The sequence below is a fragment of the Maledivibacter halophilus genome, from assembly GCF_900167445.1.
GTDB classification, from domain to species: Bacteria; Bacillota; Clostridia; order Peptostreptococcales; family Caminicellaceae; genus Maledivibacter; species Maledivibacter halophilus.
On sequence record NZ_FUZT01000015.1, the window covers coordinates 1 to 15,519 of the forward strand.

The following is a 15,519-nucleotide window of genomic DNA, read 5'->3' on the forward strand; positions in this document are numbered from 1 at the left end:
GGATCCCTTTCAAAATCAATGTATATTTTATCTATTTTATCTTCAAAATAATCCTTGTTATTTACTTTCTCCTGAAGTTTATCCCTTCTTTCCTTTATTTTTTCAAGCTCATCTATAAAATCATCCTTTTCCTTTCCTTCAGGAAGCTCATTTATTTGATCTTCTAATTCATCTATTGATTTATTTAAGTCTTCAATATCCCTTGGCAGATTACTTTCTTTGGTATTTTCTAAATCATCCAATTCTTTATTTATATCATCAATTTTATCTCTTATTCTATCCTTTAAGTTCTTTATAACTACTATTGTTCTATTTGCCCTAGCCACTGTACCAACAGGATTTTCTGCTTCATAGGTTAATACATATTTTCCAAGCTTTGAAGTATCAACTGTTCCTGTAACTTTTACCAAATAATTTGAACTTGTTCCTGGATCTATGAATCTATTTTCTCTTTCTATTTCTACTAAATTATTTCCATTTAATCTTATATAAGGGTTAATAGCAATACTTCCATTCCATTTTTCAGTGTCATATCCGCCTTTCCCATCATCTGCGTTAATAGTTATTCCTTCAAATAATCCTGATTTTAATTCTGAGCCCTTCCAGGTCAATGACCAATTTGAATCTGCTGAAGTATCTATATCCATTGTTTTTTCAATTTCTCCTATAACTGCTGTAATCGTAACTATATCTTTATCTTCATCTGTAACACTTCCAGTTAGGATAAATTCACTATTATAGTCAAGATTTATTATTTCTTCTACAGTTGAAATTATTAATTTAGGAGGCTGATTTAATCCTTTAAATGATATAGCCTCATTGTCAAGTTTATCTTTAACTTTAAAGTGAATATATCTTTTATCTTTGGCGTTGATAATTGTCTCTTTAACTACATTAGCTCCTTCGTGGCTTAAATCTATTGTTTCTTTTGATCCTTCAACATTATCATAATATGTGTCAAAATCCATTTCTAGTTTTTCAATATCACTGAAGAAGTATTTAAGCTCTTTTAGCCCTGCCCCTGTGTCTGTTAAATCAAAGGTAACTTTTTTGGTGTCTATGCTGTAATCAATATTATTTACAATAGGTGGTATATTGTCAATTATAATATCTTTTAAGCTTCCTAGGCTGTTTTCATTATCTAAATCTGGCAATGTAATAATTGCATTGTTGCCAGCTTTATCTTTAATTGATGTATCTTCATGTAAAACTAATGAATCCATAGAAGCATAATTTAAATCATCACTATTATCTTCTTTCCCTACTGTGTAATCGAAATACAATGTATCTGTACCGCTTCCACTGCTGTAATGGGCTGATCCTCCACTATTTAAATTCAATGTAGAACTGCCTATGATATTTACCACTTCAGAAAATTGTATTTCTATTTGTATTTCTTCTCCTTCTTTATATACTCCATCATCTTTGCTGGATGTCACTTTTTCTATTACCGCCGGTGTTGTATCTATTACTATTTCACTGTTATCATTTAAATTTGTATTTTCACCGGGTAATAAATTATCCCAGATTATGTCTATGGGATTTCCGTATTTGTCTGTTATTGTTCCACCCCTTAAATTTATTCCTGTAACAGATAGATCATTGGAATCTTCATCTGGCCCTACTACATAAGTAAATAAAAGGGAAGTATTTTCTCCCTCGGCTCCCGTATAGACTGCTGTTCCTTCAGAATCTAAGGTTAAAGTAGGTTTTCCTTCTATTGTATTTACTAAGGAATTTTCAGAAAGTGTTACATTGATTTCAATTGTATCCCCTTCCTTATATAAGCCATCATCATTAGGAGAAGTTATATTTGTAAAAATAGGTGCTGTTTTATCTATTGTAAATCCAGCCTCATCACCTTTAAATATACCAAGTTTATTTGTTACTCCTCCTTTATCGTCTTTTCCAAATACTTTCAATGTATGATCTTCACTTGTTCCTTCTGGAACATTTTTAAGATATACTCTAAAGCGCTGATTTCCTGCTGGAGCATCTTCCTTGAATACTTTGCAGCTAGTATTCTGTTCACCGATTGTAACAGCTCCATTTGTTGTGGCTGAAAAACCTGATGTATCAGCTGTATCAACTGCTTCATAATCAGCATCACTAAGGAAATATATTTCAATATCAAAATGATTGTCTTGACCAGCTTCTATATTATTAAATGTCTCAGTTATATCTAAAGGTATATCTGAGTTTCCTATTTCCAGCCATAGAGACAACTTGTCTCCTGGATCTTCGTCCTTAAAGTTCCCTGTAACAAGTATCATATTGTGTCCATTTATTTCAGAGTAAATTTTACTATCTACTCTTTCTATACTTAAGCTTGGTGCTATATTTGTCCTAATACTCTCTACAGCACAATATTTATCATTGGCTATCTGATCACCATTTCTAGTTTGAATCCAGAGTTCATACTCAGTATTTTCTGAAAGTCCGTTAATTTCCCTTACTGTTTCAGTGGACCACTCACTAACACTCTTTACTTCTCCATCAATTCCTGCTCTTTTTTCTTTTACTTCTAATCTTGTTTCCGGTATATTTCCCTGGTGTGTATTTGTTATATCGAATGTTATTGAATCACTGGTTTTAGCTATTACATCTACATCTGTTGGATCAAGGGCCAGTGTATATTTAGATACCGGGTCTGAATAGTCACTTTCATTATCCAGAATATCCTTAGCTTTATATTTATAGGTGTATTGTGTATTTGCTGTAAGTTCTGTATCTTTGTATAAACTTTCTGATACATATTCTGTCAAGTCAGTATTATCTCTGTTATAGATATATGTTTCCGTTGTATGTAATCCACTAGTATCGATGGCATTAGGAATTATTTCAATTTCAGTATCACTTACTGCATTTACTGTTGGAAGATTGGTTTGTGGTGGTGTGTTGTCAATATTTAAGGGTACTACTTTTTTGCCCTTTCCTCCTTTATCATCTTGAGCTATTATTCTTAGTTCATATTTTCCACTTGGCATAGTTTCATCTATTGTAATGCTATGATTAAAGGATTTATCTGTGCCGTCAGACGTCGATACATTAAATATTTCTACATCAGTATGTCCTGCCAAATTTGTGGCTGAATCTATATGATGAAGTGTATATTTTACTGTAATTTCATCTCCAATATCATCATCATTAACTTTTCCTTCTAAAAGAATATTGTTGTGACCTTCTTTCTTACCAAAATATTCATTTTCGGTTGGTTGTGATATGGATACGTTTGGTACTTGGTTGTCTAAATACTCGATTGTAACTGTGTATTTATAATAGTAGTTATATCCACCTTTATACACTCTACCGTTATAGTTTTGAGTGTATTCATACACTCTTGTATCTGGTTTTGTTACTTTTCCTGAGTAATGCCGTGTCCATGAGCCAGTCTTTCTTATGAATATTTGTCCATCATAAGGATCAGACGGATAAGTATATGTTTTATATTGTTGATTAGTAGTAACACTTCGTTGTAAAGTTCCTGAATATGTTCCATCTTTATATGTTATAGTCTTTGGATCATTCGATCGCCAATATTCAACAAAAACCCACCTGGACCTGGAAGCTGACCATTCATCATAAGTTTTACTAGTTACAGAAATGGAATCTGTTACAGTTTTACTATCAGCTGGACTCCCACTAACAACTCTACTATTTGCTGAACCAGATTTAGAAAGCGTTCCACTGTATCCACCACTATCATATGAAATAGTACTAGGAAAACTACTGCTACTACTTGTTCTACTATCTGAAACTGTTTTTGAATATTTTCGTGAGCTATAACTTCTACTGCTGTAAGAACCTCCACTGGTATTAACTGTTATATTCTCACCACTCACTGAAAAATTTACATTTCCTGTATCAACCTTTACCCCTACAACATTCTGTAGGTTTGGTATAGTAACTGTTTTGCTTCTGCTTCGTGCTGAACTTTCAGAGAAATTTACAGTCATTGTTTTTGTTTGTGGTTCAGCATAGCTATAGGTAACAAAGTAAACTTGGCCAACAACTATAAAGCATAATAACAAAACTAAAACCCTACCAAAATTAATATTTTCTCTAATTCTCATCAAACTACCTAGCCTCATAAAAATACCCCCTTTTCCTTCGATTTATCCTATTTATCAAATCATCATCTATTCCTTTTTTATTAAGTGGATGTATGCTCTTTACTTTGCTTAGAACATCATCATCCATTATGTGCATGTATATCTGAGTTGAGCTCAATGATGAATGTCCTAATAATTTCTTTATTTCTAGAATATCTGCTCCACTACTTTTTAACAAAGTAGCAAAACTGTGCCTAAGCTTATGAGGGCTAAGCCCCGTTTTGTATATACCAATTCTCTTTGCTAGACTTTTGAATAACATATATATACCTTTTGTTGTAAAAGGCATACCGTATTTATTGAGGAATACTACTTCTGTATCTATTTTAGGAACTCTACCTTTTTTAGATAAATCTTTATTGTCCCCACTATACAAATAAGCTTTTAAAGCTTCCATGGAGCTATCTGTTAAAATTACCTGTCTTTCTTTTCTTCCTTTACCATACAATTTAACTATTCCATTTTTTATATTTATCTGGTTCAATTCTAAATTACATATTTCAGAAATTCTTGCTCCGGTGCTAAGAAAAACCTGAAACAGAGCATAATCCCTAGTTGCATAGGTGCTGAAGAACTTAATTCCATACAAGAATTTTTCGCATTCCTGCAAGGTTAAATAAACAGGAAGTTTTTGTTCTTCTTTTTGGTTCTTAATATTTATCATAGGACTAGTTTTAATATCACTAAATTCTTTTGATACCATTAAATAACTGAAGAACATCCTTAAAGTGCTTATTTTTCTATTAATAGTTTTTTCAGCATTTCCTTTTTTAACTAAAGTATAAATATAATCTTTTACAATACTTTCATCTTCTGATATTTCTTTAATATTTTTATTTTTATATTTTTGTTCTATAAACTGAAAAAACCTTTCTAGCTCTTTTTTATAGATATCGATCGTCCCGTTTGTAAGTTTCTTTTCTAAAGATATATGGTACATATAACTTTCTAAATATTTTTTGAAATTATTTTTCGATTCATCCCACGGCTTTAAATTTCTTTTCATATCCATGCCTCCACTAATGTCTATCTATACACCTGGTATTTATAGTACCTTCTTTTAAATTAGATGTGTATTTAAGTACAACCACTATAAAGAGTGTAAAAAAAGATGTTTTCTAAAAAACATTTCAACATTTTACAAGTACTGAAACAACTTAGTTTCATGATTCATCCCCCTTTAATATCCGTTTATTTACTGCCTCAACTTCAAATGGCACTTCTATTTTCTCAATTGGTGCCATTATAAAGGGCCTTATGTAAAAATGCCCTTTGACATACATAGATGGAAATTCATCCGTAACAGCTCTACCATTTGAGTCTAAATAATATTTTCCTTCCTCAACTAATATCGAATTTATATATATCTGCCCTTTTATAAAAGATGATCCTAAAGGAGCAAGACTGTTTCCAAGCTTATATTTATCTTTTAAAATTTCATAAAATATATTAATGCAAAGAGTCTCATCGATTAAGCTTATATTGCTTTTTCTGTACTCATCATCCATCGATAATTCTATAGCATTAATTGCACAGTCATATATATCCTCTTGAAACATAGTTTGAAACTTTATAAATCTAAATGCCTCAGCAAATACAGGTAATATAACCAATATTAGAATTATTACTTTTATTTTTTGGAAAATTGGATGATCCAAAGTGTCACCTCCTAGTACCCAGCTCCATAGTAACCCTGATTTATTCCAATTTTTTTTATGCTATATTTAAAAATCTTCTTTTTACCAAATAATCGAACCTCATATGATCCAGATACATGAAGTTTTAATGAATCTCCTAGTTTATTTACATACTCTCCAAAATCAGGCTCTACTTTCTCTACAACAACATCACTCATATTAATACTTGAGTTTTGAACATTATCTAAAAACACATCATAATCTATATATCCATCTTTTTCTGCTTGATTTATTGTTTTTTCTACTACTATAGTAAGGCTCACATAGTTAAGTATCATTATTCCAAATAAAGCAATTAAAAACAGTTTCATAAAGAAAACTACAATCTCCCTTGCATCATTGAAGTATTGTTCCATTTAACCCCTCCATTTAATAATTACTAAGCCATAATGGATAATCCATTATGGCTTATGGTATTTATGAGAATATCCCCTAAAGGGAATACTGGACTCATATTCTATATTGTCTGCGAAAGGTATGAGAACCTCTCCTTTATAGATAATCTCAAACTCAAACATTTCTCTTTTTTGAACCTTAACATTTGCTCCTGGTCCTGGTCTAACTATAATTTCTTTTAACTTATCTTTTAATCCCTTCTCTCTTAATGTCTCAAAAAAAAGGTCCTCCGTTTGTGAAGTAAACCCACCACTCTTTTCCGCATGATATTTTACAGCATTTCCTATTTTTCTAAGATCAGCTTTATCCTTAGTTATTATATATGCATTTAGTATAATAAAAAATATTATCGCACCTGCAGCGATAGAAAATATTCTGTTAAAAATGGATTTCATTTATTACATTCCAAGCTCTGCTTTTACCCAATCTATTGTATCAATAATCCAGTCAGGTCCCTTTGTCATTATTACCGCTGTTAATGTTACTACAACAGCTGCTCCTGCAAAAATTCCCAATATCTTAAGTGTGCCTTTTTCCATTTAAAATTCCTCCTTAAAAAATATTTTTTTATCTAATCATTAAAAACATCTCTTTTACTGCATAAACTCCCATTGGAGTTATGAACAATAAAAGAAGTGCATTGACAAGCGTTCCTATTACAGCCTCAAGTATTACTGGTCTGCTTTCTAGTTCTTCCTCAATAAAACTTTCATATTCTTCAATAATTTTGTTTTCCCTTATTTTCAGATTGGTTTCATTTTCTTTTTTGTTCTTAATAGATGATTTGAAAACAACTATAAAATCTTTTATTATAGGCATATCAATATTCTTTGAAAAACTATCTAAAGCATCGTCTACGGAAACTCCTGCGGTTATATCTGCAATAACCTGCATTAAATCATACTGAAGATAACTTTCTCCGGATTCTAGGTACTCCTTTATAATTTCAAGAATGTCCTTGTCTTCCGGAGAATATCTAAAAGTTCTTATAAATCTAGGCATTTCACTAAGAACCTTTATATTATGTGTTTGAATTTTTTTATCTAGCTGATCCTTTGGTATATATATACTAAAAAATGCCATAAAAACTGACATGCCTATAAATATATATCTAAGCATGCCTATTCCTACTACAGAAGGAATAATAGTGGACAAGAGTCCTCCCATTCCTAAAGACAGTAAAGGATATGTTATCTGTCTAGCTTTAAATCTCTCTGCTGATTCATCCATTCCTACTCTTCTTAGTTTGTGTTCTAGTTTTTCTTTTTCAAATTCACTTATAAAACCTTTCCTTTTTAAAATTTCCTCAATGTAGTTTGTAAATGTTTTCGTTTTTTCACCAACAAAATCTAAAATATCCTTCTTTTCTTTCCCAATTTCAGTTATAGCTTGAATTCTTCGCTTGCTTTTTTTATTTGGCATTAATGCTATTTTGTATATGTTTTTAAAAAACTGAAAAAGAAGTATAGAATATACAGTGTAAAGGAATAACAAGTATGCCAATCAATTTCACCTCCTTTAACCTTGATACTTTATATCTTTATTGTATTTCATAAAAATTATAGCTCCTATTAGATAAGCTAATAGAACCACTGCTAAAGTTATTTTCCCAACAAAATGATTTACAAGGATCATGTAGTATTCTCTACTCATAAGCTTTAAAAACACTATTGCGAATGGCAGCGCCAATACAGTAGTTATAAAGCTTTTATTGTGTTTCTCTATTATCTTTTTATATTTCTGATTTCTTGATAAATGCTGTGCATATTCTGCAGGTATTGACTCCATAGTATAGATTAGAGATGAATCTCCTTTCGTATACTGAATTGCCAGTTTCATATACTCTGAAAAAAAGTGAGTATCTATTCTTTCAGCTAGTTCTCTCATATATTCTTCATTATTATCTGGAGTAAGAAGTTCTATCATATCTACAAACCATTTAAAATGCTTATATAAAACCTTGGATACTCCTTCAATTGCAGGAAGCTTATTCTTTATAGCTTTTATAAAGTCTTTTACCTCTATAAGTTCTGCCTGAATATCTCCTAAAACAATCTGAAGCTTTTCTTCCTTCTCAATATTTCTTTTTCTAAGAATTAAATTTAAAATTAAATATGGCAAAATAGCTCCAGCAAGTGCTAATATTATTGATGCTACAGGATTTTTAAAAATTTGTCCTGATATAAACCCTATAAAACCTCCGACAATTGTAAACATTATAAAAGTTTTATAGCTTATGAATCCAAGTTCATCTGTTATTTTCTTTCCTGCCTTTTTAAATCTCTTGTAAAAACTATCTTTTGTTTTTACAATTTCTTCTCTTCTTGCCTTCCTTCTAGCTTTTCGCCCATCATCAATCCTTTTCTTAGGTTTTTTTATCATAAAAATAGCCTCCATATCCATTAAAGGAATCGTCAAGCTAATACAACCTAAAAAAATTAATATAGTATTTATAATTTTAACCTTCATCTCAACTCCCTCCAATAATTTAATCCTTAATATTTTTTTAGAACATTTTCATCAATATCTTAGTATGTAAGCAGGAATACTCTTACTTTACTGATTATATAAATGGATTTTGTTCACTTACTAATAAATTACAATAGTCATTCCATTCTTTGCAGTACTCAAAATTTTTACATTTTTTGCATTGTAAATTGTTTTCTTTAAAATCGAGTCCACATTGCTCTCCTTTCTCTTTATTTATTTTTTTGAACTTCTCATCCATCATATCTTCATATTCTTCTCTATAATAATCTTGGTCGTAATCTGGATCGTTTCTAATATCATTATTAATCATTTTATATTCTCCTTTCTCCATTAACTTAACTAACTATACTTCTTATTGAACAATGTATTATTCTTCTAACAGCTTTACGTGTCTCCCAATCTTTTTTTCTGATTTTATATATTTATTAAGCTCTTTGTCGCTAAATTTTAATTCTACAATTTTTTCCTTTTTGCTGTCCAGTATTACATATAGCTGATTATCTTCTTCAGCTAATAAATAATACTCTACTTCGACACTAGCAACTTTATCAGTCCAATCATCTATTTGTATTTTTATGTATTGGGTTTCAAAGCCAAATAATCCATCTTTAATATACTTTTCTTTAACAATACCTTTTGTATAATAATAAGGGTTATTTTGATTGTTTTCTTTAATAGTGTCATTGAACACATTTAAGAAATTAGGTAGTAAACTAGGAAGCAAAAGAAAAGTTATAATTATACCTCCAATAAAAATTATTACATGTTTTTTTCTTTCATTTATTTCTTTCATTTATGATCATTTTCCTTTCATACAAAATGTAAACTTTGCATAGTCTCTCCTACTCTTTCAACCACTTTGTAACGTCATGAGCACATCTTTTGTACCATCGGCAATTTTATCTGCGATACTAAAATTTTGCCCATCTTTATGCCCTTTACAGTATGCCTCATCATATCCCTTGAAATTAATAGTTGTATCTATTGAACCTTTAAATTCTTTTTCTTCATATGCTTTAACTATTTCTTTGTCTTTTACTAAAACAAGACCCCATTCTTGATTTTTTCTTTTCTGTTCTTCAAATTGTTCACTTAAACCTGCTATAAACCCTACTGCATAGTCATTGGCTAATCCTTTTACACTTAAACCCTCTTTCCTATATTTATATTGCAATTTCTTTATAGAACTATCTATGCAATCAATAGCATATTCTAAAACTATATTGCATACTTCAACATCTTCTTCTCTTCCCAAAAATACAATTGTATTAGTATATCTGGTTTTGAAGAAGTAATAACAACCAAAATTCTCTCCAACAAGTCCTGCTAAATGAGCTTTCCATTTAGCTTTTGTAAATGTTATTTTACTCTTTTTTTCCTTTATAATGCTATTATGTATTTTAAAATCTTTAACTTCTTGCATTGATAGTTTATTCTTAATTAGTAACTCTTGAGCTTTTAACATTGCTAATTTTGCTTCATTCTCATTACAACTCTCGCTTAATGCTAATAATTTTTTAATCTTTTCTATTACATTAATATTCAAGTTATTCACCTACCTTTCATTGTCCTCGTCAGAAGTTTTATTAACTATTTGGCACATTTTCTTATTGCTTTCTTCTTTACATACTTCAATATCTATATAAGCTTCTAATAATTCTCTAGATAATTTATTAGGATCATATTTGTTTTTACTTTGCTCTTTAACATCTTCAATAAACTCCAAGTTTACACCTCTTAAACCTAAATTGTAATTCTTTATCAAGTTCGCTCATTTATTATCTCTCCAGTTTTTAAGTCTTATTTTAATTGAGAATATCGCTACTCTCTATCTGTAGGATTCTTTTTAAGAAACTCTACATCAGTGAATTTTTCTAAATCTGCCTTTAATGCTCCATGCATCATGAGTTGCTGTACCAGTTTTTCACTTATAGGGTTTTTAATTACATGCCTACCTTTAATCACTACTTCCATTGCCTGTTTGGTATTTGGATCTATAACAGGATTTCCAAGGGGATCTACCGCTGGTACTTCATAAGTATCCTCTATTTCATATTCGACTAAAGTTGTAGTATCAAATGCTTTTTTAGTTCTGTCATATCCATTGATTTCAGAAATATTTACAATCTTTCTGCTTCCATCGTCTAACATTGCCATATTTACAGCAATATCGAATGCATCTGCAGTAAGATCGAGAATAAGATCATCATCAAGGTCGCTTCCAGATTGTTTATACATTGTAAGAATTCTTTTCCCAAATACATTAATATTGAGAGCATGGAGTGTAGTAACTATTGGATGTCCAGTTATAGCTGCAGTTATAAGTTCTACAGCTTCCTCACCCTTTATTTCTTGAACCACAATTCCCTCTGGAGAAAAGGTAAGAGCTGTTATTATAGCATCCCTAAAACCTAATACTCCAGGTTTTATCTCCCACACTATTATGCTGTTTTTGGCTTTTCCATTTTCATCGAGAAGTCTAGCATTCATCTCATCTGTTTCTGCTAGAACAATCCATCTTTTGTTTTTCGGTATTCTATGAATATACGATCCCATTGTTCCGGTTTTTCCAGTGTTCGTACCTCCATAAAAACCTATCCTCGCCCCATACTTTATTAATAGCTCCAGTAATGAATCTCCATATTCATCTATGGTTTTCCATTGCAAAAGCTGCTCTTTTTTAATTACATGATGTACCTGTTTTCTGATCGCCATTTGTGTTACTGGATTCATCATATCATTTGGCCTTCTTGCTATTGGATCTCTAACAATAGTAGCCCTTATATTATTTCCGATTCTACATTTCACAACGGGATTATCTTTACTTAGTAGTCCTGTAGAATGGCCATTTCTAACTATCCTCTCAGCTATTCTTTGAGCTTGATTAGCATTATTAAAGCTTAAATTTGTTCTATATCTTTTACCTCCAATAATGAGCCTTATATCATTCCAATCATCCACTTGAACTTCTTCAAGTGAACCTACCTTTAGCAGCTCTTTTACATATTCATCCCTTATATCGTCTTTATTTTCATTTGGAAATAAAAGATCAGTTAATACCCCAAGATTTAAAAGATCTTGCTTGATTTCAGTTGCAATTACTTTTGGAGTATTTTCTATTCCCTCTATCCTAAGTCCATTATCATTTACATAGGTTTCTATAGCCTTTTCAATTTTTAAATATGCTTCCTTATTATTTGTTATATTTTGAAATTCTTCTAGATACTTTGATTTAAGATATTCCCTTACCTCATTTACAGCTTCTTCCTTTGTTTTTGTACCATGCTTTTTTTTTCCCTTAACTGTTTTGTCCTGATCTACATTGCTTTTTCTTTCATAGATAAAACTTTGTATATCTGCTGCCACTTCATTTTCAAAGCCCTTTTTAGTCATTTATCTCGCCTCCCAATCTTTTATTCCTAGAAAAAATTTTCTTAAATAATCCCTTTTTATCTTTTTTCTCTAAAAAGTTATCCTGAGTAGTTGTTTTTTCTTCAAAATCCAATATATGATTATATATATCATTTATAGATTTAGATATATTTCTTTCAAGCTTGCTTACTGGAACTACATCCGCTAGATTTACCCCTTCATTTTTAGCCTTTATGAACCTTTCGTTAAGTGGTATTTTAAATATTTCCCTTGATCTTAATACCTTTAAATCTTCACTTACAACTTTCTTTATCATATTTTCTATTAAGATTCCTTTATCTTTATTTATAACAGTTATTACATCGCCGAAATTCACCTCAGTTTCATAAAAGAATCTATCATATAGCTTCATTCCTGCTACTTTTGCTATGTCATTATCAATTACACATATCATCCTGTCCACGTCTAGTTTTAGTGGCACTATAAATCCTTGTTCTATATAGTTTGAAGGACAATCAATAAAAACTAGATCAAACTTAGATCTAGCTATCTTTATTATTTCTTCTATTCTCTTTTCAGGGTATCTTAGAAGACTTGTTATTTTCTTATCTTCATTTATGTTTAAAGACATTATATATAGATCGTACTCAGGATGCAGCACAAAATTTCTAAGAATGTCTTTTTCGCTTTCACTTGTGATAGCCTTGCTTAGGCTTCTCCCATTCATATCCTCAATTCCTAAAATGTATGGAATACTTGAAATGTATCTATCTAGCTCTATTAATCCTACTATATACCCTTCTTTTGCAAATCTTGTGGCAATGTATGAAGCTATAGTAGATTTCCCAACATCTCCTTTAGGTCCCCATATCATATTTACCTTGTAATTAATATTTTTTATGCTCATTGTATCTCAAATCCTCCTTCTTCCTTCGTGTCTGTCTGAGGATTGTTGCTACTTTCTTTTTCCTTTTCTATTTTTTCTTCATCTTTTTTGACTTCTGGAGCTTTCTCCATGTCAGCTTTTTGCTTATAATTTTCTAAATTATCAGGATTAAGTAAACTTAAATGAATCTCCCCGTTATATGCTCCTTCTATAAGAAGTTTTTTCTGTATATCCGTAAGTGTATCAAATACTACAAAATCCGGTTTTTCATATCCCTTATAGTTTTCATCTACCGCTTCTGTTGAGATACCATTTGCATTAAGTATCTTTAAAACTTTTAGCTTCCTTAACTCATCATGTAAGGTCGCTATCATTTTTTGAGAATTTTCATCTCTCTCAACTATATGAGCTTCCACGATATCCCCTGCTTTAATCAGTCCTCCCACTGCTTTAGCAAGGTCAGTAGGCACTGCTAATCCACCATCATTAATTTTGTATTTCAAAGCTGTCTTAGGTTCTTCTTGTGAAAGCTGATCTTTATATACATATCTATCAGCTTTAATACTTAAAGAAGAAACATATTTATTTTTTATCTCCTCTATTGTCTTTACCACATCTTTGGGCAAGTTGTATTTTCCTATCTCAACCATTTTTATATTCTTTTCATCTATTTTCTCACCTATATCCTTCTCCTTTATTAACATAGGAATCATTATTGTTTCTTTTTTGCTTTCATAGAACTTTGGCATCAAATAAAAACTAATAAATGCTGCTCCACTAAAGGTTATAACAGCAATCAGTACAAGTGCCAGGCTTCCTTTTATTTTTTTCAATATTTACACCTCCATATTAGTGGGCCTTAATTAAATTTTTTATTTTCTCTGTAATTCCTGTTTCTTTACTTTCTTTTATTTCTTTTACTGGATATATACTTAATGCAATATCCATAATATCCTTATCAAACTCTTCATCTCCACACCCAAAGGCAGCTCTTCGTTTTAGAAGACCTTCAAGTATAGTTTTAGCAGCATATTTCACTTTATAAACGCTGCTAAAGTTAATGTCAAACTTATCTGTATTTCCAAAGGATATATTTTTAAAATATTCTAAGGTTTCATTATCATCAAAGACCCTTAGCTTTATATTCTTATTTATAACAAGGTTTACACCTGCAAGATTGTCCCTGTTTATATTTTTAAGCTTGTAGGGTATTCCATTTAGTGATGTCAAATTTTTATCGGTTATTAGAAGTTTTTCATCGCATTCCTCAAGTATGTAATTTTTCAAATCAATAGATAGATTTGCACCGATATCAAATATCACTATGTTATAATCCTTTGATTTTCTTATTAAGGATCTAATTATCCCTTTGTCTATATCAATGTTAATGTCTCTATGTGCTGTTAAAATATCTAGATTTCTATTTATTTTTATAACATAGTCATTTAAATCTATATCCCTACTTTCATTTACATCTATAACTAATTTTTTGAATTTAAAAGAATCTACACCATCTTCTATTACAAAGTGATAGTATAGATCCTTTTTATATAAATCTAAATCTACAAGTAAAGTTTTTATATTGCTGTTTGATGTGGCTAATGCTAAGGAAGCAGATATAGTTGTCTTTCCTACAGAATAAGGGCTAAACACACCAATTATCTTTCTGTAATCCATAGGAAGAGCAGCTGTATAGATTACTTTTTCTGACTTCTCTTTATTGCTATCTTTCTTTTCTTCCTTTTCTTTTTTTGTCCTAGTTAAAATATTTATCTTATTTAGTTTGAATCTGCTTTTTTCATCTTTAGGCTTTATATGATTTTTTTCTGTAAAATCCTTCTTTTCATTTGCTTCCTTTTCTTTTTTCTTTTTAACTATATAGTGTATCTCAGCTCCTAGTTTTTTAAATTCCTTTTCTTTCTCCTTGTCTTTGTCTTCGTATGTAAGAACTATCCTTGTCTTTTTATCACAAATCTTATTTATTTCTTCTATCAAATCTTTTATTTCTAAATCTCCCTGTATGTATCCAATGATAATAAGATCGGGATGTTTCTTTTCAAGGAATTCAAAGAGCTTTTCTTGGTTTTTTATTACTTTTGTAATTTTATAGCTTCTGTGTATGAGCTTTGGTACTTCACTTCGAATCCCAAGCGCTTCCTCATGGGTGTCAGAAGCAATCCATACAGAACTTGGAAGCTTATCCTTTGCGCTGCTTATCCATTTATTAATTTCCTTAGCCTTAAAGCTATCTGTTGTATAATAATCTATATCAATTTTATCAAGCTTATTCAACAATTCATTATCTTCAGATCTTCTACCGGATAAGAGCAGTACTATCCTTGTACCCTCTGTTATAATATCCCTTAACTGCTGAACCTCAGTCAAAAGATTTTTTGTTGCATATTCACTAATTATCATAATTTCAGGGCATACATCTTCTTTTATGCTTTTAATAGCTTCTATTAGGCTTACATCCCACTTAATTACGTTATAATTATCCCTCAGGTAATTTACTATACCTTCATCACTTTTTTCAAAAACTAAATGTAAATTGGACAATTTCTAT

At 30.5% G+C, this 15,519-nt stretch carries 16 protein-coding genes; all 16 read right to left on the minus strand.

All coding sequences use genetic code 11. From position 1 onward, the window contains the following. On the minus strand, window positions 1-4,091 hold a 4,091-nt coding region (locus tag B5X81_RS22090), incomplete at its 3' end, for an immunoglobulin-like domain-containing protein (protein WP_139380437.1). Further along, window positions 4,078-5,118, minus strand: a complete 1,041-nt coding sequence (locus B5X81_RS22095; protein WP_170917552.1) for a tyrosine-type recombinase/integrase — start codon at window positions 5,116-5,118, stop codon at window positions 4,078-4,080. The genes B5X81_RS22095 and B5X81_RS22090, both read right to left, overlap by 14 nt. Window positions 5,119-5,275: 157 nt before the next feature. Continuing rightward, on the minus strand, window positions 5,276-5,770 hold the full coding sequence (locus B5X81_RS22100; protein WP_079494981.1) for a hypothetical protein: 495 nt from the start codon (window positions 5,768-5,770) through the stop codon (window positions 5,276-5,278). Between the two features lie 11 nt (window positions 5,771-5,781). Then, on the minus strand, window positions 5,782-6,165 hold the full coding sequence (locus tag B5X81_RS22105; RefSeq protein ID WP_079494983.1) for a hypothetical protein: 384 nt from the start codon (window positions 6,163-6,165) through the stop codon (window positions 5,782-5,784). Between the two features lie 45 nt (window positions 6,166-6,210). Next, complete coding sequence (locus tag B5X81_RS22110) at window positions 6,211-6,600, minus strand: hypothetical protein (protein ID WP_079494984.1); 390 nt, start codon at window positions 6,598-6,600, stop codon at window positions 6,211-6,213. Between the two features lie 3 nt (window positions 6,601-6,603). Further along, entirely contained in the window at window positions 6,604-6,744 is a 141-nt protein-coding gene (locus B5X81_RS27630; protein ID WP_170917553.1) for a hypothetical protein, read from the minus strand. 28 nt (window positions 6,745-6,772) lie between these two features. Then, window positions 6,773-7,708: a hypothetical protein gene (locus tag B5X81_RS22115; protein WP_079494986.1), complete on the minus strand. Its 936-nt coding sequence runs from the start codon at window positions 7,706-7,708 to the stop codon at window positions 6,773-6,775. A gap of 15 nt (window positions 7,709-7,723) precedes the next feature. Next, entirely contained in the window at window positions 7,724-8,674 is a 951-nt protein-coding gene (locus B5X81_RS22120) for a type II secretion system F family protein (RefSeq protein WP_079494987.1), read from the minus strand. 94 nt (window positions 8,675-8,768) lie between these two features. Further along, a complete protein-coding gene (locus tag B5X81_RS22125; protein ID WP_208985121.1) occupies window positions 8,769-9,026 on the minus strand; it encodes a hypothetical protein in 258 nt (85 codons plus the stop codon). Between the two features lie 36 nt (window positions 9,027-9,062). After that, window positions 9,063-9,488, minus strand: a complete 426-nt coding sequence (locus tag B5X81_RS22130; RefSeq protein ID WP_079494991.1) for a hypothetical protein — start codon at window positions 9,486-9,488, stop codon at window positions 9,063-9,065. Between the two features lie 57 nt (window positions 9,489-9,545). Further along, complete coding sequence (locus B5X81_RS22135) at window positions 9,546-10,250, minus strand: DUF2786 domain-containing protein (RefSeq protein WP_244282207.1); 705 nt, start codon at window positions 10,248-10,250, stop codon at window positions 9,546-9,548. Then, window positions 10,251-10,421 (minus strand): hypothetical protein, encoded by a 171-nt coding sequence (locus tag B5X81_RS27635; protein WP_170917554.1) that lies wholly within the window; start codon window positions 10,419-10,421, stop codon window positions 10,251-10,253. Between the two features lie 95 nt (window positions 10,422-10,516). Next, window positions 10,517-12,088: an ATPase, T2SS/T4P/T4SS family gene (locus B5X81_RS22140; RefSeq protein ID WP_079494995.1), complete on the minus strand. Its 1,572-nt coding sequence runs from the start codon at window positions 12,086-12,088 to the stop codon at window positions 10,517-10,519. Continuing rightward, window positions 12,081-12,974 (minus strand): P-loop NTPase, encoded by an 894-nt coding sequence (locus B5X81_RS22145; RefSeq protein ID WP_079494997.1) that lies wholly within the window; start codon window positions 12,972-12,974, stop codon window positions 12,081-12,083. Before B5X81_RS22145 ends, B5X81_RS22140 begins: the two co-directional genes overlap by 8 nt. Next, entirely contained in the window at window positions 12,971-13,786 is an 816-nt protein-coding gene (cpaB, locus tag B5X81_RS22150; RefSeq protein WP_079494998.1) for a Flp pilus assembly protein CpaB, read from the minus strand. Before cpaB ends, B5X81_RS22145 begins: the two co-directional genes overlap by 4 nt. 16 nt (window positions 13,787-13,802) lie before the next feature. Then, window positions 13,803-15,512: a P-loop NTPase family protein gene (locus B5X81_RS22155; protein ID WP_079495000.1), complete on the minus strand. Its 1,710-nt coding sequence runs from the start codon at window positions 15,510-15,512 to the stop codon at window positions 13,803-13,805. Window positions 15,513-15,519 lie beyond the last annotated feature (7 nt).

Excerpts from the sequence above, each read along its gene's own strand:
- B5X81_RS22130 (WP_079494991.1), bottom strand. The coding sequence starts at position 9,488 with ATGAAAGAAATAAATGAAAGAAAAAAACATGTAATAATTTTTATTGGA.
- B5X81_RS22140 (WP_079494995.1), bottom strand. The coding sequence starts at position 12,088 with ATGACTAAAAAGGGCTTTGAAAATGAAGTGGCAGCAGATATACAAAGT.
- B5X81_RS22145 (WP_079494997.1), bottom strand. The coding sequence starts at position 12,974 with ATGAGCATAAAAAATATTAATTACAAGGTAAATATGATATGGGGACCT.
- B5X81_RS22120 (WP_079494987.1), bottom strand. The coding sequence starts at position 8,674 with ATGAAGGTTAAAATTATAAATACTATATTAATTTTTTTAGGTTGTATT.
- B5X81_RS22095 (WP_170917552.1), bottom strand. The coding sequence starts at position 5,118 with ATGAAAAGAAATTTAAAGCCGTGGGATGAATCGAAAAATAATTTCAAA.
- B5X81_RS22125 (WP_208985121.1), bottom strand. The coding sequence starts at position 9,026 with ATGGAGAAAGGAGAATATAAAATGATTAATAATGATATTAGAAACGAT.
- B5X81_RS27630 (WP_170917553.1), bottom strand. The coding sequence starts at position 6,744 with ATGGAAAAAGGCACACTTAAGATATTGGGAATTTTTGCAGGAGCAGCT.
- B5X81_RS22110 (WP_079494984.1), bottom strand. The coding sequence starts at position 6,600 with ATGAAATCCATTTTTAACAGAATATTTTCTATCGCTGCAGGTGCGATA.
- B5X81_RS22105 (WP_079494983.1), bottom strand. The coding sequence starts at position 6,165 with ATGGAACAATACTTCAATGATGCAAGGGAGATTGTAGTTTTCTTTATG.